Raw genomic sequence first — 22,401 nt, 5'->3', positions numbered from 1 at the left:
CAGTTATTATTAAAATTTATATCGAGACCTTGTAAAAATATACCGGCAATTGCCATCACATCAAAAACCTTGTATATGTCATCGAAAAAAGTAGACGACTTCTTATCTGGGCTCATTCACCCTCTAAAAGAAGAAATGCAAACAATCCGAAAAATAATTATGGAAGTTGACACAGCCATAACAGAAGAAGTTAAGTGGGGCGGCCCTAGCTTCAACTATAAAGGTGATATTGCGACTTTCAGCCCCCGGGTAAAAGATCAGGCAGTGCTTGTTTTTCACCAAGGCGAGATGCTTTCAGCCCGCACAGTTCTAGAACCCGCCCCGAAAGGCAAAGCATATGCCAAATTCAGCAGCATGGCAGAAATAGAAGCTAAAAGCGAAGATCTACGAGCGGTTATCAAAGAATGGATCCAATTTATGGACGAAAAATAAGGCTTAAACGATGTAGGGGCCAAAGCGATAAGCTTTGATTAGCAAACCCGAACCTTACTGGACAAAATTACAGGTGAAATAAAGCAAAAACTATCCGTGAACTCATAACAAGTCCAAACCATGAAAAATGTTAGTTTTGTTGAAAAATTCGGTTTTGAGCCAGATGAAAGTACGGATAATGAGCTGCGTGTAAAAACGGCTCCCGTACTGGGCTGCTGGCTGGTACAAGTCAAATTGCTATGGGGGCATTTGGATATAGCAAAGAAACGGATTACAACAAATACAGGAGTGAACCGACCGTAACAAGCCAAGGCAGATTGTCCCTTTTTAATATTGGAATAGGAACCACTACTGTACTTCTCAGCAGCTGGAACCTGTTGAAACAAAAGAAAGCGAGTGCACAGCGGACGTCCTGGAACGTATTTAGCTTTCCAGACGGCGGGCAGGCAGGGGTAGGAATGAGTTTTAGGCGCACTATTTAAACAGGATTGCAAGGACAGTCAACAGACCTTTTTAAATTTGGTTTGAGTACAGAACAATATAATCCTGTTTTAGCAATGCAACCGGGGATACCTCATAGGACTCACCCTAAATAGAACAGATGATTATTAGATAATGTCAACGTTGAAGGCTTTTGGCTGCAAAGTTTTCAGATATGCACGCTCATAGGAAAATGGAATACATTGTGAGATCCATCCCCCTGATCAAGCATTAATGAATGAGGGTTCGGCTGTTAGTGCGGATATAGCTTCTACATATGATAAGACGCTGACATCGGTCAAAGTAGGGTTAAATACTTTGAAATCTTCTACAAAAGATTCTTCTTTTATATGACAATTAGTGTAGAAATCAAATGATTTGACTTGCGGCGTTCCATTGTCTTTTGCAGATATTGTAATTGTAAAGTGACCCATAGCAATCGTACCAGTGTTTAGTTGAAAAAAATAATAAATCCGTAGGACCTATATATACTCAACAAAATCAATTTAATAAAAGTTACGAAAGGGTTTGTGAATCAGGATCTTAGACTATTAAGTCACCAGCAAGCCAATTGAGAGAGAAAGCGTGGAGTAACCCGAATTGAGTGCAGTAGAATGATTAATCGAAATCGTTCGGAGCCGAGCACTTCTTCCAGTAACCTATTATCGTTTGTAACATTTCTTGAAGCTCACTAAACTTCGTTGCCTTCACAAAAAAGCCCTGCGCTGATGAGCTATATGCGTCTATTACCGCTTCCTGATTTCCTGCGGTGGTTAAATAAAGGTAAGGAATGCACTTCAAATTCAATTCGGCATCGTTGCTAAGTTTCTTTCGTAGCTCAAACCCGTTTAGTTTGGGGAGGTTGATATCTGACAAGATCAAAAACGGAAGGGTGTCGGAGCTGTGTAGATATTCCAGCGCATCTAGGCCGTCTGCGAAATAGACACGTTTATTAGTGTATTCGAGGGTTTCGAACGCCTGTTCCATTAAGAATTGATCATCTGTATCATCTTCTATAATAATTATTTCCCCGTTTTTATTCATAAATAATTGTAAATTGATTTCAAACGTATTCTATCAAAAATTAGGTCAATCGTACTGATCCCGATTCCTATTCTGTTGCCTATATTACCTTTAACCCTTCGATCACTCCTCTCTGCGCAACCGGGGCGCCGTCTTCAACAGTCCAGGCTTCGTTGGGAAAACCGGACATTTTATATCCTCTCAACGAGTCCGTCGTTTTACCATCAAACAGGCTAATCCATTCAGATGCCTGCTGACCATGGAGCGTAGAGGTAGTAAAAGCAGAAATTAATATAATCAGGTAGGCAAAGTAGGGCTTCATAGTAGAGATAATTGCTAATTTGTTTATCTAAAAGTAGTTGCGTGCAGGTGAAGTAAAAAGGTTTCATTAAATAAACGGTTGCTGGATGAAGAACTTTATCATATTGATATCGACTCTGTGTGTTTGTATGCTGTCATGCACAAGAGAATCTGATGAAAAGGACGAGCAATTAATCGTTCTTCCAGTTACTTACATTGAAGGCTTTGGCGCTTTTCCGTCGAGCCATTCTTCTGCTGGTGCTGAGTATACGTTGGATGAGCCAGGCGGGCAAGTTTGGGTCAAAACGTATAAACCAGTATGTGGGATACCTAAGCTTTGGAAAAATGTCACCAAGTGTATGGTGCATACCAACTTACATCAATTTGTTTATCAGAATTTTTATGAGGGAAATATTGACCCTGATTTTTATAGGTCTCTGCAAAAGGACTGGAAATGGAAGCCTGATGAAAAACGGTTATCAAAGCGTCCTATCCGGTGCTACGTTTATCTGATTCACGGCACAGACCAATCAGGAAAACTCAGTGTAATGATCGATAGAAATAATAATCTTGATTTTAGTGATGAAGAACCTTTCTATCCGGAAATAGCTAGCCCCAGTGACACACTTCGGTATTATAAAAACAGTTATGAAATTGAGTATGACAAAATACAAGGAGGCCGGGTAGTTACCTCTCACATCCCCATGGTTATCAAATACTTGCCGCATCAGCCAAAAAGATACCAAATTGCTTATGCATTTCCGCGGTATGCAAGTGCAGTCATCAGGATCGGAAATGAAGAAAAAACAATAGCAATAAACATAGGATTTTCAGATCCTTCCGGCTATGCCACCTCAGAGGTTGCCCTAATGGATAGCCTGAGGAATGAAAGAGGTTTTATCTATAATAAAGGGATCAGAATAGGCGAATTTCTTGATTTTGAGATCGACGGCAGCAAAAAAAGTTTTCAAAATTTAGGATATGATGAGTACGATGGCGTTTTACGATTGAAAGGAGAACAAGTAAAAAACGTTTACTCCACACAGGTAGGGTATAAACTCAAGCCTTTTACCGGTAGGGATTTTTCAGATGGTAGCACTGTTTCATTAGAAGATTACAGAGGAAAATATTTGCTCATTGATTTTTGGGCTACGTGGTGTCAGCCATGCGTGAAGGAACTTCCGGAGTTAATGAGTTTATACCGAAAAGTGAATAAAGACAACATTGAATTCGTTGGCGTTGTGGGTGAAGACACCAAAGAAAAGCTAACAAAATTTTTAAAGAAAAATCCGATCGACTGGCCACAGATTTATTCCGATAGTATAAACAAGTTAATAGAAATCTACAACATAGATGGATATCCATCTACCTTCCTTATTGCGCCTGATGGTACTATTCTGGAAAAAAATCTCCGTGGAGCCAAATTGCAAGCTAAACTTAGCAAACTCGGATTTTTAAAAAAATAAGGCATGCTAGCATGTATTTAATTGAATCTGTCGATCGGTGTCACATGAATATTATATACTTGGTCAAGACGCGGCTGTTGGTTGTTAACCGGAGAATATATTTTCCGGCAGGAAGGTAACCTACGTCCAATTGAATCCGATTTTCAAGCGACTTGGGCGAAATTGATTTTATGGCCCTGCCGTGCATGTCGAATAAGGTGATCTCCGCATTGGGAATGTTATCCCGTGACTCGATGTAAACAAAGCCACCTTCCGCAGGATTGGGATATACAATCACGTCATTTTGTTCGATGGTCGTCACTGCATGGGATGCGTCGCCCGAGTAACAGGTTAGTGAATTGTTACCAATGTTATAAGTCAATTTTGCCCTGGCTGAATAAAGCCCGGGTGTCAGTAACTTGACCGTTTGGGCAGCCGTATCGCTCTCTGAGCCAGGCCTGCTCCACAAAAACTGCGCATTCCCTATCGTATCATCAATGCGGGCTTTAAGAGAGAATGGCCCGGAAGGCTCTATAACGGGCAGGGATATTTGTGGGCGGATGACAAGCGAAGCAGCGGCTGAACTTTCTGAAACGCATCCAAATACATTTTGTCCTTTTACAAAATAATCTCCGCTTTCCGCGACGCGCGCAACTGCTCCCGTGGCGAATGGTGTCGTGGTGCCTTCGCGATACCAGGCGTAGCGGTCAGTAGCATTTGCAACGGCAAATTGGAATGAAGAATCGGCGCAGGCTTGTTGTTGCCCTTCCTGCAAAATATTGGGCTGAGCAGGCTTAGGGTTACCTTCCAGCACGACAATGGGTGAAAGGACGGAATTTCCGTATGCGTCCCTCAGTGTAGCGCGGTAAATTCCCGCCGTAGAGATTTGAATGGTGTTACCACCTTCTCCATTGCTCCATTCATAGGACTGAAATCCCACTGGCAGCGAAACGGTGACCGCATTATTTTCCACAACGCAGCTGGCACTGACTGGCGGGAGCTGTACCGGATTGGCAGGTGTGACGGTTGAAAAGAAATAGGCGTCCAGACTGGCATTCCAAGCATTTGCAAGAATTGTTAAATCCTCACTCCCCTCGAAATGGGTCCCGTCAATCCGGTTCGGGACAAGCGGATCAGTTTCCGGGCCGGGAAATGTTGGATTAAAATCTGTATTTAAAACAGCATTTTGCGCGGTGATAATATCGGCATTAACAGACGAAGGAATGCCTTGTCGCGATGAGGCGCGCGATGTCCTGGCTATCACCCAGGTTATTCGTTTTCCTGTGTCGGCGCCCAGGCGGTTCATAAGGAACTGGAGATCACGGCTGTAACTGGCAGAGGACGTTTTGAAGACAGCATCCGTTTCGCCCTGCATCCAGAGCACTGCCCTAACCCCGTATTGATTGGCATAGTTACGGGCAGCCACCCGCAGGTTCGCATAGGGCATTTCTTTTGCATACACATGTCCATATAAACTCGTTGTCTTCACGCCAGCTGCACTTTCAGCCCAGTTTTTGATGGCCGTTCCTTCCCATGCAACATTTATAAATACAACTGGCACTTTCAGTTTGTCAACCAGCTGATCACCCAGAATGCCCCAGCACCAGGGAGTTTGTCCTCTGGGTGACATGGTTTTCAGGTTGCTGGTAATTTTCGAAAAAGATGGCGGCACAGGATCCGTAAGCAGGTCAGGATATTGGCCTAATTCGTCATTTTCATAGTTATCTATGTAAAGCACACGGTCGTCGCTGGCTCCGGGCGCCCCTGATTTACTTTTGAGACCCTGGGCGTTCGATTGTCCTGCGATGATAAAAACCTCGCCAACCCCCACCCGGGTGAGAACGTCACTGCCCACAATGCTGCCATCGACTACGCCCCTAACTTCCAGCGAGTACCAGCCTCCCAGGAGCGGGACAGTTCCCAGAAAAGTGCCGCCCTGCGGTTTGACCTGCAAATCCCGCCATGGCATTTCTCTGCCCTGGCCTTCCGCCACCGGGATTGCCCTTACTTCAATCTTATCCAGAGGGACCGAGAATGTTCCCGAGACAGAAATTTCCCTTTGCCCCTGGATATCTCTTTGATAAACAGCCTGATAAACTGGCGAAGTGATTTTAATTTGAGAAAATAGCTCTGGCGAAACGAAGCAAACGAGCACGGTTGCCTTCGCCAGGACAGAAAGAAAAAATCTGTGCATTTGGTCTTACTTTGAATGTCCGGATAGGGAGTTGTTACTGCGAGGAATAAGAGAAATTGACTAGTGCCTTCTGAGCATTGTAATGCAGCGACCAGCGCTCGCGCTTATAATTATAGAGGTCAAATTGGTAGGATTTGAAGTTCTCAAATTCACTCCTGAAACTGTTGTCAAAATTTTGCTGGCCATCCAGGTTAAAGCCGAAAAGTTGCGACTGACCGGCAAAGAGGTCCCTGAAATAATTGATTTCGCTCGTTGTCAGATTTGAAACCCACAATAGCGTATCAAAATTTTGTTTGAATTGCTTGATGCGGTTGAACTGAGGCACAAAAATCAGGTCACCATCGCCATCAAACAACATTCCAGACAATGCCGTGGCGCCGAGATAATTGACTGTAATCTCATGATTCTTTGACCCATCCGGAAGAATATTTACCCTGCACTCCATAAATGTCAACTCATTATTCTTGATAATGTATTGCTTGCTTTGGTCGTTCAAATTGATCAGGCTGTTTACGAAATCCGGATTGGGCCGGTGCCGGGAATTGATGTATTGCTGGATTTTTTCGGGCAGGTCTTCTATGGATTTTGTCCGGTAGGAAGCTTGCTGATAAGGCCGAAGCGCCACTCGGTATGCATCAAAGGTCAGCACATACTTATGCCCGTTCAACTCGTAATCGAAAACATCTTCCTCAACCGCATTGTCCGCATAATATGATTCCACAATCCTGTGATTGCTGATCCGGCCACCCCTTATTGCCAAAGTGTCCAGTTGTGCCAGGAGGGATTCCGGAATTTGTTCGTCTGTCTGTCTTGTTGTGGTTAGAATGCCGGAATTGTTAACAACCGATTGATAGTTTGTGCCATGAAAGCGGAAACTCAATTGATATACTTTGCCATGCTCCAAAACCATCATTTTGGATATTTCGGCAGACGGATATTTCTGGTGAACAATGTCCCTTGCGTTGCTGGGAACGTTCATATCTGGTGCAGCCTTTTCGCGGCTACACCGACTAATCAGTACAACGAGCAGGAAAAATATCGCTACAACGAGTGTTTTGGAGCCTGATAACAATGGCACAGTTTGATCCTTAGCGTGCATTCCGAAGAAGAGTTGAGGTTTTTTATACAGACGGGATCTTTATATGTAACCGCTGCTTTATCTTCCGAAAATGTTGGAAAACTTTCATGACGGCATCTCTTGATTGATCAGGTTAATTGGTAAATTTCAATCCCAATGAAATCCCCACCTGGTTTGGGCGGATTTTTACATTTTCTTCTGATGTTAATATACGTAAGATGTTGTATTCGAAGAAAGGCCCGATGACGATGGTCGCCTTTGGACCGGTGAAGATCCTTTTCCCAGCTGATACACTTGCCGAAAGAAGCTGTTGATCCGGCCCCATCACAGAACGCGAATAATCCATACCCAGTTGAGCGTAAAGCGCACCTAATGCCTTGGTTTCAAAGTCAATATTCTTTTTCGCGGCCACGCCAATAATGTCAAATGCGCTTTTAACGGTGCGGGCAGCGCCTAATCTTTTGAAACGGTAAGATGCGTTTGCAGGCTCTGCCGAGAACTCGTCCAATGCGTATACATATTCCGTTTGATATTGCAGATGGCTGTAATTAATCAGCAACTGATAACCATTCGCTTGCATACCAAAGCCAATTTTATAACCAACATTGGCGATGGAATTCGGAAAGGATACCTTTAATATGCGGGAGTGCGCGCTCGGAAGCAGGTACACACTTTGAGATGTATTTGTAGCAGAAACGTTAACGAGCATTGCAGGTTTCCAGGAATTGACGGGCTTTTTATCCGCAACATCCTGCGCAGCACTGGCTTTCTCGCTTGCATACATTGGCACTGTTATCAATGGCAATGGCAACGTTGGGTAATTCAGAGCGTTAAGAAAATCAAGTTCGTTAACCTTAAAGACATTATCGATGTTGTCGGACTTGCCGGTAACAGCCTTATCCTCGGCGACGTCGTTGTGGCGGCCTTCGGGTCCTGTATTTGGTTCTGAAACAGATGATTTGGATTGGCTCGATACTGACTGATTTTCAAATGCTATTTCTGCTTTTCGTGTAACGATTATCCGATTTTCTGACAATGTATGGGGGGTCTCAAGACTTGGGTCAAGTGTGGTTTTTGCAGCAGTTTTGACAGTAGTTTCTCTAACACCCATATTTTCCTTTTCTTGATAAGGCAGCGCTTTCTGTTCAATATTCCCGGTTTCAGGCTTTGTTTTATTAATCGCAAGATGGTTTTTGTTATCATTCACATACCACCAAACCGTTAGGCCAAGAAGAGCGACAAGGCTTAGTGCTGCCCACAGTGGCTTACGATTAGGCTTTTGGCCCAATTCTCTATAAATGCGATCGTCCAGAGATGCCTTCGGTTTACGCTCAAAATTGCCGATTGAGCCTTTCAACGCATTTTTTATAGCATCATTTAATTCATCATCAGAGGATTTCATGTTGCTTGATACCTTTTTGTTCTAATAATTTGAAAAGTAAGTTGCGTCCACGTGTTAGTTGTGAACGGGATGTCGCCTCCATGATCCCCAGCATTTGGGCGATTTCGGAATGCTTATAACCGTCGACAAAATACAGGTTGACCACAATGCGGTAACCGTCCGGAAGCGCATTGATCGTTTCTAACAACACCTGCACATCCATGCGCTGCAATACGGAGCCGTGGTCGTCCACCGGCCAGTCTATATCCGTATTTTCGTAGGAGCTGCTTAATATCTCTTTCTTCGTAACCTGGTGGTAGTAATCGATAGCGTGGCGGATCATAATGGTTTTTACCCAGCTATCGACGGATTCTGGTTTTGATATTTCATCAATTTTTGAAAAGATCTTCATGATCCCTTCCTGAAATATATCCTCGGCTTCGGCTACTGTTTTGGCATATCGAACACAGATCCCCAGCAACCTGCTTTTATAACGATCATAGAAAATTACCTGAGCCCGTGAATCCTGCCGCTGGCAGGCCCTCACAAGCTCGGTCAGATCCATCTTTGTTTTCGATCTAAAAAAGGCCATTCAGTAGTTTTGACAAATTGGCGCTGCTTGGCCTTTTGAATAATATCCAGCTATTTGAATACATAGGATGAATATTGTTCGAATATCACTTCCCCGGAGTTTGCATTCACGAAAATTTCCTGGGTTTCACTAATGAAATCACGGGTGCCTTCCGCCCCGCTTTTTCTTTGAAAAACATATCTTATACTACTCAGATCTTCATATTTAGCCTCAAAAGCCAAGGTGTTGTAAACATTGTAGTCCGTATAATCTGCCTTTATTTTTTCAAAAAGCCCCGCACTTCCTATCTTATCATTAGGCCCATTTACCAGCGACGTTCCATCCGAATTCTGGGCAATCCATTTTAAATTTCCGGCCTCATCAAAGAAAATAGGAAATAGGGCTGCCTGGGGATGGATTATGTAAGTCTTTTTACTGGCCTGGTCTTCATTAATAGTAATTTGACTGCTATCCAGATCAATGTTGGCCTGTTGGCAGAACGAGACAATTTTCTCAGGCACATCCGAAAGTCCTACGGTATACGATTCCACCGGATAAGGGGCAGCGAGTTTCACAATGTGCCAATCGTTGAATTCATAATAATTTAGCAGGTGAGGTCGGCCATTCACAATGTATTGCATTCGCGCCGCACTGTCAGTAGCCATTTCAATCAACTGTACATTGGAGAGTGTGCCTCCTGAGATTTGAAGCTTGTCAGTCAGGCCTTTATACAAACTTCCATCAGCCGAATTCCTAAACACTGCACCCGAAATGGCTGCCGGGCTCACATGTGTTTCAAATGAATTGGCCTGGCTGAAAAACTTTGCTTTCCAGAGCTTTTCTTTGATAAGTGTTTTGAAAACAAATTGTCCTGCATCCGGATAACTTGATTTTATTGCCGCAATGGCAGATTCCGGCACCACCACTTCGGTATCAGGCTCTTGAACATCCACAACATTGTTACAGCCATATAGTAGCGCAGCAAACAGCAAGAGCCAGTAGAAATTTTTATACATTGAAATAATGCTAAACCCGTTTGAATACCTTCTCTGTTATGACTGGTAACAGCGTATAAAACGCTGCTTCTACCGGCTGATTTAAATAGTTAATATTAACTTAGACCTACTTGACCAGATTCATCCAACCATGACTTTTGAATTTTCCACAGCCCCTGGTTTTGATTTTATCACATTGTTTGGAAGACAAATCAATGTTGCTGTTCCGCAGCAGCAATGGTACACTAATTATCACTTTATATTTTAAAGCAATAAAGGCAATCCAATAATAGTAAAATTTACATATCACTAAATAATTGAAGAGATAATGAAACTACTGGAAAAAGTAAGACTGGGAAAAGAAACATTAAAAAACGCAATTGCGATGGCGCCCATGACCCGCAGCCGGGCTAACATCGAAGGTGTCGTGTCAGATCTGACGACCTTATATTATACCCAGCGGTCAAGTGCAGGACTTCAGTGATCCTGTTACTCAATTCTCGCATTTGATCGAAGCTTTGAATGAATTGCCACTGGCCTATATCCATTTGATGAATGGTATGTTCCCTTTGGACGACTTCCCACATTATCCAAAAAATGTGATAGAAACATTTGGCCGAATAAGTAAACACCTGGTTATCGCTAATGCTGGTTTCAATAAAGAAAGCGGGGAAGCGGAATTGGAAAAGGGTATAGCCAGAATAATTTCTTATGGATCATTGTTTCTGGCCAACCCGGATCTGCCAAAGAGGTTTGAATTGGATGCTGAGTTGAACCAACCTGACGAGGCTACCATGTACGGTGGAGGCGAACATGGATACACGGACTATCCGTTTCTCGAAGGTTCGGATCAAGTTTGAAGTAGTATTCAAGTGCTTAATTTTATCATATTGTTAAGGGGTGGTTTGCCTGAAAGCTTCTGTGTAACTTTACCATTGCCACCACACACCTATGAATATGGTCTATGAGAAAATTTTCACAATGACAACGGGCAAGCAGGTTAAAATGGTTGTTAGAGCGTATTATCCGCTCGGCCAGACCACCAGCGAGCCATTTGTCGAGATCTGGGTAAAGCAGGGAAAGCAGGATCTTTTTTTCAGCCCATTGGCGCTTGGCTTGCCCAGGTATGGATTTGAGACAGATGGTCGAAAAAACATGAAGGACCGGGCCATGCAGGCTAGCGGCATATCTGACCAGCAATTTGAGCAGGTCATTACCGAATTCAAGCAAATCACAACTTCATCAGTTCTGTTGTAAATTTAAAACCTAAACCACCAATGGATAATCAGATTCAAGAACCAGAGCAAACCTGCGAGCAGGAGGGGCCCGGATACTTTACAAATAGGGAGGTCTCAGACAAAATGCGGGGTTCGCTGGCAGCTGTCTATGGTCAGCTTCTGATCATTGAAAAACGAAGCTTCTTCCAGATCCAGCCCCTGTGGCCGCAGGTCCCGGCGGGCATAAACAGGTTCTGACATCACTCATATGCATTTAGAAATTATTGGGAGCGGCACATTTCTTCCAATAGTTTATCATGATCTCAATGGTTTCTTTAATTTCATTGAAATCGCTGGGCTTGACAAAAAAACCTTGTGCAGATGTGCTGTACGCATCAATGACGGCCTGCTGGTTGATTGCGGTGGTAAAGTACACATAGGGTATACATTTAAGGCTGAGCGCGGCGTCAGTCTGGACCTTCCTTCTAAGTTCAAGCCCGTTCAACTGGGGTAAATTAATATCTGAAATAATGATAAAAGGTTTGTCGGTAGTTGAATAAAGATAATCCAGTGCCTTCAGTCCATCAGAAAAATACATCCTCTGATTAGGGTATCCGAGCTCAGTAAAAACTTCTTCCAATACAAACTGGTCATCAGCGTCGTCCTCTATAATGATAATTATGCCGTTTTTATCCATATCAGTGTAGGTATGATCGGTGCCGTCCCATTAAAATGATGCCAGCATTTAGGTGATTCCAACTTGGTAAAACACCTGTTTTGTATATACCAAAATCATTATCAGAGACTTTGCAATCACTAATTGAAACATTGGCATGCTTTTAATCTAAATATATCGTACTTCACCATAATTTACAAGCAGCCGGTTTTACAGATCCTGCTTTCCCTCGCTTTTAATCTATATTTGAGTACTAGTCAGAAATGCTAGTTACGAAATGTTCACCTTACCCAAACGTTATGTTTACAGCAGAACCGCACCATATCATTGCAATAGGCGCTTCGGCAGGTGGCCTTGACGATCTCACTACTTTTTTCGACCATACCCCAACAGATGGGGTTTCTTATATTATTGTCCAGCATTTATCAGCCGATTTCCAAAGCCATCTTGTAGCCCTGCTTTCCCGGCATAGCAAGCTGGTGGTGCAACAGGCCGAGGATGGGATGGCTATTCACGGGAATCAGGTTTACACTATTCCCAATGACAAAGTAATGACTGTCCGGGGCCATAGTCTGTATTTGACCAATAAGAAAGATGACCGCAGCACCCATTTAACTATTAACACATTTTTTACCTCACTGGCAGCAGAATATGGTCCAAAGGCAATAGGCATTGTACTTTCCGGCCTGGGATCAGATGGCACGGATGGTGCTAAGGCCATAAAAAAAGCAGGCGGGCTGGTGATTGCAAGAGAACCCGACGGAACAGAATTTCACAGTATGCCGGCAAATGTGATATCAACAGGGATGGTGGATTTTATATTAGAACCCGAAGCAATGCCTGCCGTGATTGAGGACTTTGTCAAGCGTGAGCTGGATTTGCTTGCATCTGGCATTCATGATGAAGAGCATGTTGGCGAAATTATCGAGCTCATTAGTAAAGAATTGCCTCTTGATTTTACTGACTACAAACAATCCACGATTTTAAGAAGGATAAAAAGGAGGGTCGCCGCCAACAACTTCAGCGAGCTGGACAGCTACGTTAAATTTCTAAAAACCAATCCGGATGAACTGGAAGTTTTAGCGAAGGACTTTCTTATTAGTGTAACCGGATTTTTCCGCGATTCGGAGTCGTTTGATTTCCTGGAAAGCCAGATTATACCTGCCATCATCGCTCAGCTGGCACCCCAGCAGGAAATAAGGATGTGGGTGACCGGTTGTGCCACCGGTGAAGAGGCCTATTCAATGGCTATGCTGGTCAGTGAGGGGTTGGGGGATAATATCAATGAGCATGTAGTTAAGATTTTTGCAACAGATATTGATAGTGCAGCACTCGCGCAGGCTGGAAAAGGTTTGTATAAGGCCGCTACCCTGGCCAATGTATCAGAGCAGCGTCTTACCCGGTTTTTTCAAGTCGAAGGGGATGATTACAGGGTGAAGGCAACACTTCGGAAAATGGTCATTTTTGCACAGCATGACCTGGTCAAGAACCCGCCGTATTGTAACATGCATTTTATTAGCTGCCGCAATGTTTTGATATACATGACGCCAGCGCTGCAAAAGAAAATTTACCTGATGCTGCTCTTTGGCCTTAGGTCTCATGGCTATCTTTTTCTGGGTTCAAGCGAAAACCCGCTCCCGATTTTGGAAAGCCTGAAAGTGATCAGTAAAAAGTTTAAGGTCTATAAAAACCAGGGTTCCCACCACCCGGTGCGGTTTGATTCTTATTCAATGCCGGAGGTCTCCTATAAAAAGCTGACGGACACGCCGCAGCAAAAAGAGCAGGCCTACAAGGTCGCGGACCGGACAGTTGGCGATGCCGTCAACGAGACAGTAATGAAAGACCTGGGCCAGCTGGTGATTTGCATTGACCAAAACGAGCGAATATTGAAACTGTATGGGGATACGACCAGGTTCCTGCTTCAGAAGATCATGCCGACCGACTTTACCGAGTTGCTTCCGGGCCCATTGGCAATTGCCTACAATGCCATTATCAACAATGTTGTACAAACGAATAAAGGGGCTTCGGTTACGGGAATCATTATACCAGAGGGCGAGCAGATCATCAGCGTAACGCTGTCTGTGAGCCCGATGATCTACAAAGGGCGAAGCAATGGTTTTTTAGTCGTACGGATTAACGAGGAAACGCCCGTTGAGGCAACAGTGAACAACAGGCTTGTTTTTAATGAGGAAATTTATTTCAACCAGTATACGCAAAGCCTGGAACAAGAAGTCAGGGAGCTGAAAGAAGAGCGTCTGGCTTCAAATGAAAGATTATATTCCCAGGAAGAAAATATGCAATCCTTTAATGAGGAGCTGCTTTCAGCGAATGAGGAGATGCAGAGTACCAGTGAAGAAATGCAATCCATCAATGAAGAGCTGCATACAATCAATGCTGATTATCAGTTGAAAAACAAGGAGCTTGCTGATCTCAACGACGATCTCAATAATTATTTCCGGAGCAACGTCAACGGGCAGCTGTTTTTAGATGACCAAATGCGCCTGATCAAATTCTCACCAGGCGCGTCAAAACTGATTAACCTGCTGGAAACAGATGTTGGAAGGCCTTTGAGCAATATTTCGACAAATTTTATTGTCGAAACTATTATTGAAGATATCAGTGCGGTACTATCCGGCGATGCGGTAATCACCAAAGAAATTGAAACAAAGGACGGCAGGTGGTTTCAGGTGATGACCATGCCTTATATCAAGCAAGTCAGTAATAAGACTTCAGGGGCCATTATAACATTCAACGATATCACCGAGCTCAAAACAATCCAGCAGCAGCTCGATAAAAAAAATGAAGCCCTGATGCGGATTAATGCGGATCTGGACAATTTCGTCCATACCGCGTCCCACGATTTACTGGATCCGTTGACCAGCATTGAAGGAAGCCTTTCGCTGATTAGTACCATCGATAGCAATGATCCGCAAATCCAGGAAGTCTTACCAATCATCAACGGTTCGGTTAAAAAATTCCGTTCGCTGATCAGCGAGATTGCTCAGGTAGCCAAAATTGAAAACAATGCACAGCAAACAGAACTGGTTGATATCGATGAGTTGCTGGACAACATTGACTGGAGTCTGACTGAGCGAATTAAATTAAGCGGGGCTGTGATCAAAAGGGACGTGCAAGTAAACAAGGTGGAATTCTCCAAAAAGAACCTGCGGAGCATCCTATATAATCTGATCGCAAACGGCATTAAGTACCGCTCCGAGCGGACGCCGGTTATTCAGGTCCGTATTACGCAAGAGAGCAACCAAACCGTGCTTTGTGTTGAAGATAACGGGAAGGGCATGGATAAGCGTTATCTGGATACGATTTTTGATAAATACACCAGGCTGCATTCAGATGGTGACGGCTACGGCATTGGCTTGTACCTGGCCAGGAAAATAGTTCATGCTGCCGGTGGCAGGATCGCAGTTGAAAGTGAACTGGGCGTTGGCAGTAAGTTTACCATTTATTTAAATAGCTAATATGGCCGCTCAACCCAAGTTTATTGTAGTTATTGGCGCGTCTGCGGGTGGACTCAACGCGCTGGCCGAATTAGTCCAGACATTGCCTGCCGGATTAGACGTCGCATATTGTATCGTCCTCCACTTGTCCCGAAAGGGCATTGGCGACTTTGTGGTGCACCGCTTAAATAAGGTAACGTCTATGCAATGCAGTATGGCTGTAAGCGGTGCTACCATTGAGGCAGCTAATATTTATGTTGCACCTCCAAACCAACATTTATTGGTAAAAGACGGAAAGATTCTGTTAGGGGCCGGCCCCCAGGAAAACCGGTTCCGGCCATCCATCGACGTACTGTTTCGCTCCGCTGCTGTTGCATATACATCGCATGCCATTGGAATTATATTAAGCGGTATGCTTGACGATGGGACATCGGGCATGTGGGCGATTAAAAGAAGTGGCGGGGCGTGTATTGTGCAGGATCCTAATCAGGCCGAATATCCGGACATGCCGCTGTCGGTCATCAATAACATGGATGTGGACTACGTCAGTGAGCTTGGGTCAATAGGAGGGCTCTTAGTCGAGCTGACCAGCTTTGAACAGGATTCAGAGGTTCGGGTGCAGGCGCCGCAAGAGGTTATTTTAGAATCCCAAATAGCAGAAAAAACGGCCGTAGGTATTGATGCTGTCGAACAAATTGCGGATAAGAGCGTTTTCGCCTGCCCGGACTGTGGTGGCAACTTGTGGGCGGTAAAGGGGGACATCATTAACCGCTACCGGTGTCATATAGGCCATGCTTATACAGAACAGGATTTGGTGGTCAAACAAGCCGAAACAGCCAGCACTACTTTATGGGTGGCCCTTCGGATGATGGAGGAACGTAAGCACCTTCTGCGCAAACTTGAAGTCGATTACGCTCAAAAAGGGTACACGTCCTTGGCAACGGATCATCTGGAAAGAAAAGATGAAATGCAACGGCACATTGACACACTTAAAATGATCCTTTTTGATTTGCAAAACCATGATACTGTAATGCCGTATTGACATTACAGTATTATGAAGATGTGTAATGGAAGTCTTGTATCACAGGTCACTTATACAGCAACCGGGGCTTCTCCAAAGATTATTTTATGCGATAATTCCAGCAAACCACCCATAGTAGACGGCTTTATAAAATAATGCATTGCGCCTAGTTGTTTAGCAAATTGTATCATGTTCGCATTGCCGGAGGTCGAGAGCATCACAGCAGGTATTGAGGCCAGAGTGGGTATGTCACGTAAATTTGCCAGGGTTTCCAGGCCATTCATTTTAGGCATGTTCATGTCTAAAATAATCAGGCTGTTAGCAGGCGGAATTTGCGCATGCAAAATGGCCAGAAGATCCAGACCGCTTTCTGTTTCAACAATTTCTAAATCCGGGGCGATGCTTTTGAGGGCGTCTGTCAACAACAGGCGATCATCAGCATCGTCGTCTGCTAAATAGATAGTTGTGTTTTTAAACATATACAAAGGTAGGACATTATTGTCTGCTATGTTTATAGCGGCCGGAACCGTTATTAGTTATCCTGAGTCCGGTTGTTACGCGTGATTGAATAAATATCGTTTCTTCTATCTTTCAAATTCCGAACACTTCCAAACTGATTCAATTCCCGCAGCATATCAATGTCCACGTCGGCAATCAAGATCATTTCCGTATTTGGTGTTGCTTCGGCTTTTATTCCGTTAGTGGGAAACGAAAAATCGCATGGTGTGAATACCATAGACTGGGCATACTGAATATCCATATTGTGAACTTTCGGCAAGTTGCCGACGCTGCCGGCAATGGCCACATAGCATTCATTTTCAATCGCCCTCGCCTGAGCACAGTTCCTTACCCTTGAATAGCCATTTTGCGTGTCTGTCAGAAAGGGTACAAATAATATATTCATTCCTTCATCGGCCAGGATGCGGCTTAATTCAGGAAACTCAACATCATAGCAAATCAGTATACCTATTTTTCCGCAGTCTGTATTGAAGGTCTTCAAGGTGTTACCTCCCTGCATGCCCCATACCTTAGCTTCATCCGGGGTTACGTGCAACTTCTCAAAGCGTTCAATCCCACCGTCCCTTTTGCATAAATAGCCCACGTTGTAGAGACTGTTATCAACGACCTCGGGCATACTTCCTGTAATAATATTAATGTTGTAAGAGATGGCAAGCTCAGAAAAGCGGGTAACAATTTTTTCTGTAAATTCTGCCAGCTTTCTGATCGCGTCCGGTTCTGCCAGATGGTTATAATCCGACATTAACGGAGCATTGAAAAACTCAGGAAACAGCGCAAAATCACACCTGTAACCTGATACCGCGTCTACGAAATATTCAACTTGCTGCATTAGCTCGTCGAAATCAGTGTACAATCTCATTTGCCATTGTATCAGGCCTAGCCTGATGATCGACTTTTTAAAGGCGGCCTGATCTGAAATTTTTTCGTAATAAACATTGTCCCACTCTAGCAGTACAGCATATTCGTTAGAGTCTTTATCCCCTTCCAAATATCCTTGCAATATCCTGGCAGGGTGAAAATCGTTCGACAATTGAAAATTTAAAACGGGGTCATGAATGTCCTTGTTACGCACCTTTTCAATGTACTCCTTGGGGGACATCGAATGGGAATATTGGTGAAAATTCGGGATCCGGCCGCCGAACACAATCCCTTTCAGATTTAATTTCTCACAAAGCTCCTTCCTGTAATCATACAAACGCCTGCCTAACCGAAGGCCGCGAAACTTGGGACGAATGAATACATCAATTCCGTACAAAATATCCCCTTTGTCTGTGTGCGTATTAAAACTATAATTTCCCGTTATCGCCTTATAAGTATGCTTGGAGTCAACCTTTTCGTAGTCAACAATAATGGATAAGGCACATCCGGCCAGCTCATTATCAACTCTTATGCCCACTTGCCCTTCGTGAAAAATGGTGGTCAGCGTCTTAATATGATGTTCTTTCCAATAAGCATCCGGCATACTGGAATAAGTCTCAATCATCATTTCTTTGATCTCCTGATAATCTTCCGGTTTCAAAAAAACCAGCTCTATATTCTCAATTGTTTTATTGTCTTTATTTGTTTCCATGGTACTTATCCGGTTTTCTGCCTTCAAGAGGGTTCTTGCCGGGGATTGGTTTATTGTATTGGGTTAATATAAAATGATTTTTTTTTGATCGCAATGTCAGGGCAAACAGTGATTGCAGGTTGCTTGAGGCCTTCGCAATGGGGTGTGATGAAAATTGCGATCGTTTAAGAGAAGTAACAAAGGTAGCCTGGAAATTTGGTAAGGAGTAAGAAACCCTACTCGTGCAACAACATTACGGATGATAAAGTTGCCAAGGAAGAGGTTTGAAACGACTTTTGGGGATTCAAAGCATGATTTTTTTAAGCTTTGCCGTGTGCCTATATGGAAAATCCAAAGGGTTTTAACTTTTCTCAGCATCTTATTCATCATGGATAACTTACTTGGTACTCATTCACCTCAGGACATTTTTGACATTCGTAAATGTTGTTTTGAGAAGCTTGGGCCTGCGCAATTAGAGCGTCTAAACGTTCTTGTGCAGACACGTCCTATCTTACTTGAAGGCGATTTTTATCCAAGAGCAACTTCTCAAAATGGGATCGATTATATCCTTCCAACCGACGCTGAACTGCCCGAGCACAAAGTGATTGCGTGGTCGCGCGTTCTTGATGGGAGAGAAGTGTTATGTGCAATAAATTTAGCCGGGGATCACGCAGTAATTTTTGCCACCATTGACGATGACTTGCATGAAGTGAATTCCAGAATGCGCTGCCTGTATGCTTCTGATCTTAGCCCGGCTGAGCTAAATGTTGAAGTAAGAAACGGAAAGTCGATCCGCTTGACAATCCCACCGCATGCTCTGGTAATTTACGAATGAGCAAATCTTTTCAAAAAGACCTTGCAAGGGCAAGGCCCTTACAAAGAAATGAGGTCGGCAAACATCTCAGGATCAATCCCGTCCTCACCTGGCGAATTAAGCTGTGGCTCTTCTTCCAGGTCTGGCATTGGGTAACCTTCGGGCGAGCCGAAAATGACTTACTCTAAAGATCTCGTTTACAGCGGCTTTTTTTCCACTATCGGCAACCGCTTCCCCCCAGAATATCAGTAAGGTTCAATACTTTTTTATTTCCTATTCATTCTTCAAGGTTTTCACAGGATTTAAAAGTGCAGCCTTTATCGCCTGAAAACTTACAGTAATGAGAGTGATAACCAGGGCCCCCGATATCGCCGACGCGAAAATCCACCAGGAAAGTGCAGTCCGGTAAGTATAAGTTTGCAGCCAATCATGCATTAAGTAGTAGGCGATAGGCGTGGCTACCAGGCAGGAAATTAAAACCAGGAATAGAAAATCCTTCGCGAGCATTTGCCAAAGTTGTGCTATGGAAGCGCCCAGAACTTTGCGGATTCCAATTTCCTTCTGACGCTGTTCCGCAAAAAACGTTGCCAAGCCGAAAAGACCCAGACAGCTGATAAAAATAGCCAGGGAGGCAAATGTGGTAGAAAGCGTTCCGATCCGTTCTTCTGCCTGGAACTTACGGTTATACTCGTCACTGGCAAACTTGTATTCAAAAGGACTTCCAGGATTGTATTTGTTAAAAACGGGTTCAAGCTTTGAAAGTGCCTCTCTTGGGTTCATATTTGGGTTAAGCCGGATATGGATAAAAGATGCCCAGTCTTCTTTGAGCATAAACACCGTTGGCTGAATGGGCATAAATGGTGATCCGGTGACTACATCATTAATGATCCCAATGATCGTGTACTGCTCACTATTCCATTGCACATGGGTCCCGACGGCTTCTTTAAGTCCCATAAAATTAGCCGCGCTTTCGTTAATCACCATTGCAAGGCGATCGGCGGAAAACTTTCCCGAGAAATCGCGCCCTTGCTTCACTTGCCAATTGACCGTCTTGCCATACTCGTTCGTAACGCCCACAGTCCCAAGGTCTCCCAATTGATTGGGGTCTTTTCCGGGCCAGCTGAAACTGGCATCGCTACTCCATACTTCGGAAGTCGGACTTGAAGATGTGGCCATATTTAGTGCAGCACCCGTTTGAAGCAAATCCTGACGAAGCGCCTGTGGATGTGCATGCAGGTCGGGCGTATTCATTGCAACCGTCAATAACCCTGCACGGTCAAAACCCACAGGCCTATCTTTCGCATGCTGGATTTGTCGAAGCACAACCAGTGTGCCGATGACCAGGGTAATGGAGACGGTAAACTGGATAATTACCAATGTCTGGCGTGGCACGGCGGCGTACCGGCTTGCTCCCAGTCGCAGTGAGGAATCGGTCGCTTTGAGCACCTTTACCGGCCGGAATCCGGATAAATAGATAGCCGGATAACTACCAGCAAGCAAGCCGGTTGCAAGCGTAAAAGCCAAACCAATAAGCCAGCTTTCCGCATTATCCCACGGGAAACTCATTTGCTTGTCAGCGATCTGGTTAAACCAGGGGAGTATCAACTGTACGAGGAGCAGGCCAAATACAAATGCAAACACGGAGACCATGATAGATTCACTAAAAAACTGCGCGATCAGCTGGCTGCGCAGTGAGCCAACTGCCTTGCGAATGCCGACTTCTTTGGCCCGTTTTTGTGACCGCGCCGTAGATAAATTCATAAAATTGATACAAGCCAGCAGGAGCACGAATGCCCCGATAATGCCAAACAACCAAACAAACTGAATTCGTCCGCGGACAGCAACTCCGTTTTCCCACTCCGAATAGAGATGCCACCGGCTCATAGGGTGAAGAAATGCTTTGGGATTAAATCTGGCCTCCTCTTTGGCATGCCGCGCTTTGATGTTTTCTATCTTATCGCTAATGCGATCAAAGCTTGTCTGCGGGGCGATTTGGACCAGTAACAAAAAGGAATTGTTCCCCCAGTTCGTTTCTGAGCGTTTTACCCAGGGTTCTGTTTTCAAAAAGAAGCTCCATGGCAGCAAAAATTTAACATCCCGAAACTCCGTACTATATGGGAGGTCTTCGTATATGCCTGTAACCTTGAAGTAGTTCTTGTTGTCTACTTTGATGGTTTTGTTAATGGGATCTTCATTGCCAAACAGTGCCCTGGCAACGGATTCTGAAAGCAGGGCAGAGGTAGGATTGTCAAGACCGGTTGCAGTGCCTTTCACGATCCTCAGTGACATCATTAACGGGAAATCAGGCTCGACACAATTGCCCTTCCTGGAAATTTTCTTTTCACCAAATGCCAAAATCCGGTCCTCGGTCCATGACGAAGATGCAATATGGGTGAATTCACTGGCATGTTCGTTTTCCAAAGCAGCCCGCATGGGCAGGGGAGTGGCAGGGGTTGTACTGATTGTTCCGTTATAGGTTTGATGCTGCATGACCCGCGCAATGCGGTCGTAATGCTGATGATACTTGTTGTAAGAAAGCTCGTCCCACATCCAAAGACCAATGAGTATGGCCGTGGTCATTCCGATGGACAAACCAACAATGTTGATAGCCGAATAAATTCGGTTTTTATTTAGGTTACGAAAGGCGATTTTCAGGTAGTTTTGAAGCATATCAGTAGGGCTGGGGTTAGGATATTTATTTGGTTCACCTTTCATCAATGAAGGCCTCAACAGACTAAACACGTCCTCAACATAACGCCACTTGGCACTACGCAGGCCTGCTGACTGGATGCGCTGCTGGAATAACTCATGCAGATCACCTTCCAATTCATTGGCCATGTGCGCCGGACAAAACCATTGTAACAGCAGCGTCGCCCACCTCGGAGGCATCGCATTGTGTGGTTTGTGGTTCATGACCAGGCTATTTTTGGGATGTTGTCCCACATCCGGTTGCGGAGTTGTCTGATTTCCTCCAATGCATGTCGACCCAATGCAGTGACTACGTAAAGCCGTTTGCTTCGCCCGCCCCGATCAGCAGTCACACCACCCATTTCCGATTTGACGAGTCCTTTTTCTTCAAGCCGATGCAATGCGGTATGCACTGCGCCGAGGTTAACGGCGCGTGCGAGTTGCTGCTCGATTTCGTTCACCACGGCAGCACCGTAAGCATCGCCTGTCCGGATAGCGACGGCCAGCAAAACCACTTCTTCAAACTCACCGAGATAGGTCCCTTTCATCTTCGTGCATTAGTT

The 22,401-nt window shown here is 44.4% G+C and carries 22 protein-coding genes; 9 read left to right on the top strand and 13 right to left on the bottom strand.

Annotated features, from left to right (window positions below; all coding sequences use genetic code 11):
- Positions 1 to 75: 75 nt before the first annotated feature.
- Positions 76 to 432: a DUF1801 domain-containing protein gene (locus tag NFI81_RS06485; protein ID WP_234613342.1), complete on the top strand. Its 357-nt coding sequence runs from the start codon at positions 76 to 78 to the stop codon at positions 430 to 432.
- Positions 433 to 552: 120 nt separating this feature from the next.
- Positions 553 to 735 (top strand): hypothetical protein, encoded by a 183-nt coding sequence (locus NFI81_RS06480; RefSeq protein WP_234613344.1) that lies wholly within the window; start codon positions 553 to 555, stop codon positions 733 to 735.
- Positions 736 to 1,530: 795 nt separating this feature from the next.
- On the opposite strand, the gene NFI81_RS06475 is transcribed toward NFI81_RS06480, so the two are convergent.
- Together NFI81_RS06475 and NFI81_RS06470 are read right to left on the bottom strand one after the other, a co-directional pair.
- Entirely contained in the window at positions 1,531 to 1,956 is a 426-nt protein-coding gene (locus NFI81_RS06475; protein ID WP_234613345.1) for a response regulator, read from the bottom strand.
- A 79-nt stretch (positions 1,957 to 2,035) separates the two neighbouring features.
- Complete coding sequence (locus tag NFI81_RS06470) at positions 2,036 to 2,257, bottom strand: DUF1080 domain-containing protein (RefSeq protein WP_234613347.1); 222 nt, start codon at positions 2,255 to 2,257, stop codon at positions 2,036 to 2,038.
- A gap of 85 nt (positions 2,258 to 2,342) precedes the next feature.
- Between NFI81_RS06470 and NFI81_RS06465 the strand changes: the two genes are divergently transcribed.
- Positions 2,343 to 3,701, top strand: coding sequence for a TlpA family protein disulfide reductase (locus NFI81_RS06465; protein WP_234613348.1), 1,359 nt, complete (start codon positions 2,343 to 2,345; stop codon positions 3,699 to 3,701).
- Between the two features lie 40 nt (positions 3,702 to 3,741).
- Here the strand turns inward: NFI81_RS06465 and NFI81_RS06460 are convergent, their stop codons facing one another.
- The 5 genes from NFI81_RS06460 to NFI81_RS06440 all read right to left on the bottom strand — a co-directional run bounded on the left by NFI81_RS06460 (position 3,742) and on the right by NFI81_RS06440 (position 9,920).
- Positions 3,742 to 5,874 (bottom strand): T9SS type A sorting domain-containing protein, encoded by a 2,133-nt coding sequence (locus NFI81_RS06460; RefSeq protein WP_234613349.1) that lies wholly within the window; start codon positions 5,872 to 5,874, stop codon positions 3,742 to 3,744.
- A 34-nt stretch (positions 5,875 to 5,908) separates the two neighbouring features.
- The gene (locus tag NFI81_RS06455; RefSeq protein WP_234613350.1) at positions 5,909 to 6,973 is read right to left on the bottom strand and encodes a hypothetical protein; all 1,065 of its coding nucleotides are present in this window, start codon (positions 6,971 to 6,973) and stop codon (positions 5,909 to 5,911) included.
- Positions 6,974 to 7,085: 112 nt separating this feature from the next.
- Positions 7,086 to 8,354 (bottom strand): hypothetical protein, encoded by a 1,269-nt coding sequence (locus NFI81_RS06450; protein ID WP_234613351.1) that lies wholly within the window; start codon positions 8,352 to 8,354, stop codon positions 7,086 to 7,088.
- On the bottom strand, positions 8,341 to 8,925 hold the full coding sequence (locus tag NFI81_RS06445) for an RNA polymerase sigma factor (protein WP_234613352.1): 585 nt from the start codon (positions 8,923 to 8,925) through the stop codon (positions 8,341 to 8,343). Before NFI81_RS06445 ends, NFI81_RS06450 begins: the two co-directional genes overlap by 14 nt.
- 50 nt (positions 8,926 to 8,975) lie before the next feature.
- Positions 8,976 to 9,920: a hypothetical protein gene (locus NFI81_RS06440; protein WP_234613354.1), complete on the bottom strand. Its 945-nt coding sequence runs from the start codon at positions 9,918 to 9,920 to the stop codon at positions 8,976 to 8,978.
- Positions 9,921 to 10,227: 307 nt separating this feature from the next.
- Between NFI81_RS06440 and NFI81_RS06435 the strand changes: the two genes are divergently transcribed.
- The 3 genes from NFI81_RS06435 (at position 10,228) to NFI81_RS06425 (ending at position 11,156) form a co-directional block, all read left to right on the top strand.
- The gene (locus NFI81_RS06435; RefSeq protein ID WP_234613355.1) at positions 10,228 to 10,383 is read left to right on the top strand and encodes an oxidoreductase; all 156 of its coding nucleotides are present in this window, start codon (positions 10,228 to 10,230) and stop codon (positions 10,381 to 10,383) included.
- A complete protein-coding gene (locus NFI81_RS06430) occupies positions 10,367 to 10,759 on the top strand; it encodes a beta/alpha barrel domain-containing protein (protein WP_234613356.1) in 393 nt (130 codons plus the stop codon). The genes NFI81_RS06435 and NFI81_RS06430 overlap by 17 nt, the downstream gene beginning before the upstream one ends.
- A 97-nt stretch (positions 10,760 to 10,856) precedes the next feature.
- Positions 10,857 to 11,156, top strand: coding sequence for a hypothetical protein (locus tag NFI81_RS06425; RefSeq protein ID WP_234613357.1), 300 nt, complete (start codon positions 10,857 to 10,859; stop codon positions 11,154 to 11,156).
- Positions 11,157 to 11,251: 95 nt separating this feature from the next.
- Here the strand turns inward: NFI81_RS06425 and NFI81_RS26385 are convergent, their stop codons facing one another.
- Both NFI81_RS26385 and NFI81_RS06420 read right to left on the bottom strand, forming a co-directional pair.
- Entirely contained in the window at positions 11,252 to 11,377 is a 126-nt protein-coding gene (locus NFI81_RS26385) for a hypothetical protein (protein WP_255717413.1), read from the bottom strand.
- Positions 11,378 to 11,390: 13 nt separating this feature from the next.
- Complete coding sequence (locus tag NFI81_RS06420) at positions 11,391 to 11,813, bottom strand: response regulator (protein WP_234613358.1); 423 nt, start codon at positions 11,811 to 11,813, stop codon at positions 11,391 to 11,393.
- 278 nt (positions 11,814 to 12,091) lie between these two features.
- Between NFI81_RS06420 and NFI81_RS06415 the strand changes: the two genes are divergently transcribed.
- Both NFI81_RS06415 and NFI81_RS06410 read left to right on the top strand, forming a co-directional pair.
- The gene (locus NFI81_RS06415; RefSeq protein ID WP_234613359.1) at positions 12,092 to 15,268 is read left to right on the top strand and encodes a chemotaxis protein CheB; all 3,177 of its coding nucleotides are present in this window, start codon (positions 12,092 to 12,094) and stop codon (positions 15,266 to 15,268) included.
- A 1-nt stretch (position 15,269) separates the two neighbouring features.
- Positions 15,270 to 16,289 (top strand): chemotaxis protein CheB, encoded by a 1,020-nt coding sequence (locus tag NFI81_RS06410; RefSeq protein WP_234613360.1) that lies wholly within the window; start codon positions 15,270 to 15,272, stop codon positions 16,287 to 16,289.
- A gap of 50 nt (positions 16,290 to 16,339) precedes the next feature.
- Here NFI81_RS06410 and NFI81_RS06405 read toward each other — a convergent pair whose 3' ends face one another.
- Both NFI81_RS06405 and NFI81_RS06400 read right to left on the bottom strand, forming a co-directional pair.
- Positions 16,340 to 16,747 (bottom strand): response regulator, encoded by a 408-nt coding sequence (locus NFI81_RS06405; protein WP_234613361.1) that lies wholly within the window; start codon positions 16,745 to 16,747, stop codon positions 16,340 to 16,342.
- Between the two features lie 53 nt (positions 16,748 to 16,800).
- Positions 16,801 to 18,357, bottom strand: a complete 1,557-nt coding sequence (locus NFI81_RS06400) for a carbon-nitrogen hydrolase family protein (protein WP_234613362.1) — start codon at positions 18,355 to 18,357, stop codon at positions 16,801 to 16,803.
- Between the two features lie 367 nt (positions 18,358 to 18,724).
- Between NFI81_RS06400 and NFI81_RS06395 the strand changes: the two genes are divergently transcribed.
- Entirely contained in the window at positions 18,725 to 19,171 is a 447-nt protein-coding gene (locus NFI81_RS06395; RefSeq protein ID WP_234613364.1) for a hypothetical protein, read from the top strand.
- 252 nt (positions 19,172 to 19,423) lie between these two features.
- On the opposite strand, the gene NFI81_RS06390 is transcribed toward NFI81_RS06395, so the two are convergent.
- Together NFI81_RS06390 and NFI81_RS06385 are read right to left on the bottom strand one after the other, a co-directional pair.
- Complete coding sequence (locus NFI81_RS06390) at positions 19,424 to 22,063, bottom strand: ABC transporter permease (RefSeq protein ID WP_234613365.1); 2,640 nt, start codon at positions 22,061 to 22,063, stop codon at positions 19,424 to 19,426.
- On the bottom strand, positions 22,060 to 22,386 hold the full coding sequence (locus NFI81_RS06385; RefSeq protein WP_234613367.1) for a PadR family transcriptional regulator: 327 nt from the start codon (positions 22,384 to 22,386) through the stop codon (positions 22,060 to 22,062). The genes NFI81_RS06390 and NFI81_RS06385 overlap by 4 nt, the downstream gene beginning before the upstream one ends.
- Positions 22,387 to 22,401 lie beyond the last annotated feature (15 nt).

The organism is Dyadobacter fanqingshengii (genome assembly GCF_023822005.2).
Classification (GTDB): Bacteria; Bacteroidota; Bacteroidia; order Cytophagales; family Spirosomataceae; genus Dyadobacter; species Dyadobacter fanqingshengii.
Note: the sequence above shows the minus strand (reverse complement) of the source record. Positions and strands in the feature narration are given on the sequence as shown.

Bases quoted from the DNA above. Each gene is read 5' to 3' on its own strand.
- NFI81_RS06485 (WP_234613342.1), top strand. From the start codon at position 76: ATGTCATCGAAAAAAGTAGACGACTTCTTATCTGGGCTCATTCACCCT.
- NFI81_RS06480 (WP_234613344.1), top strand. From the start codon at position 553: ATGAAAAATGTTAGTTTTGTTGAAAAATTCGGTTTTGAGCCAGATGAA.
- NFI81_RS06475 (WP_234613345.1), bottom strand. From the start codon at position 1,956: ATGAATAAAAACGGGGAAATAATTATTATAGAAGATGATACAGATGAT.
- NFI81_RS06470 (WP_234613347.1), bottom strand. From the start codon at position 2,257: ATGAAGCCCTACTTTGCCTACCTGATTATATTAATTTCTGCTTTTACT.
- NFI81_RS06465 (WP_234613348.1), top strand. From the start codon at position 2,343: ATGAAGAACTTTATCATATTGATATCGACTCTGTGTGTTTGTATGCTG.
- NFI81_RS06460 (WP_234613349.1), bottom strand. From the start codon at position 5,874: ATGCACAGATTTTTTCTTTCTGTCCTGGCGAAGGCAACCGTGCTCGTT.
- NFI81_RS06455 (WP_234613350.1), bottom strand. From the start codon at position 6,973: ATGCACGCTAAGGATCAAACTGTGCCATTGTTATCAGGCTCCAAAACA.
- NFI81_RS06450 (WP_234613351.1), bottom strand. From the start codon at position 8,354: ATGAAATCCTCTGATGATGAATTAAATGATGCTATAAAAAATGCGTTG.
- NFI81_RS06445 (WP_234613352.1), bottom strand. From the start codon at position 8,925: ATGGCCTTTTTTAGATCGAAAACAAAGATGGATCTGACCGAGCTTGTG.
- NFI81_RS06440 (WP_234613354.1), bottom strand. From the start codon at position 9,920: ATGTATAAAAATTTCTACTGGCTCTTGCTGTTTGCTGCGCTACTATAT.
- NFI81_RS06435 (WP_234613355.1), top strand. From the start codon at position 10,228: ATGAAACTACTGGAAAAAGTAAGACTGGGAAAAGAAACATTAAAAAAC.
- NFI81_RS06425 (WP_234613357.1), top strand. From the start codon at position 10,857: ATGGTCTATGAGAAAATTTTCACAATGACAACGGGCAAGCAGGTTAAA.
- NFI81_RS26385 (WP_255717413.1), bottom strand. From the start codon at position 11,377: ATGTCAGAACCTGTTTATGCCCGCCGGGACCTGCGGCCACAGGGGCTG.
- NFI81_RS06420 (WP_234613358.1), bottom strand. From the start codon at position 11,813: ATGGATAAAAACGGCATAATTATCATTATAGAGGACGACGCTGATGAC.
- NFI81_RS06415 (WP_234613359.1), top strand. From the start codon at position 12,092: ATGTTTACAGCAGAACCGCACCATATCATTGCAATAGGCGCTTCGGCA.
- NFI81_RS06410 (WP_234613360.1), top strand. From the start codon at position 15,270: ATGGCCGCTCAACCCAAGTTTATTGTAGTTATTGGCGCGTCTGCGGGT.
- NFI81_RS06405 (WP_234613361.1), bottom strand. From the start codon at position 16,747: ATGTTTAAAAACACAACTATCTATTTAGCAGACGACGATGCTGATGAT.
- NFI81_RS06400 (WP_234613362.1), bottom strand. From the start codon at position 18,357: ATGGAAACAAATAAAGACAATAAAACAATTGAGAATATAGAGCTGGTT.
- NFI81_RS06395 (WP_234613364.1), top strand. From the start codon at position 18,725: ATGGATAACTTACTTGGTACTCATTCACCTCAGGACATTTTTGACATT.
- NFI81_RS06390 (WP_234613365.1), bottom strand. From the start codon at position 22,063: ATGAACCACAAACCACACAATGCGATGCCTCCGAGGTGGGCGACGCTG.
- NFI81_RS06385 (WP_234613367.1), bottom strand. From the start codon at position 22,386: ATGAAAGGGACCTATCTCGGTGAGTTTGAAGAAGTGGTTTTGCTGGCC.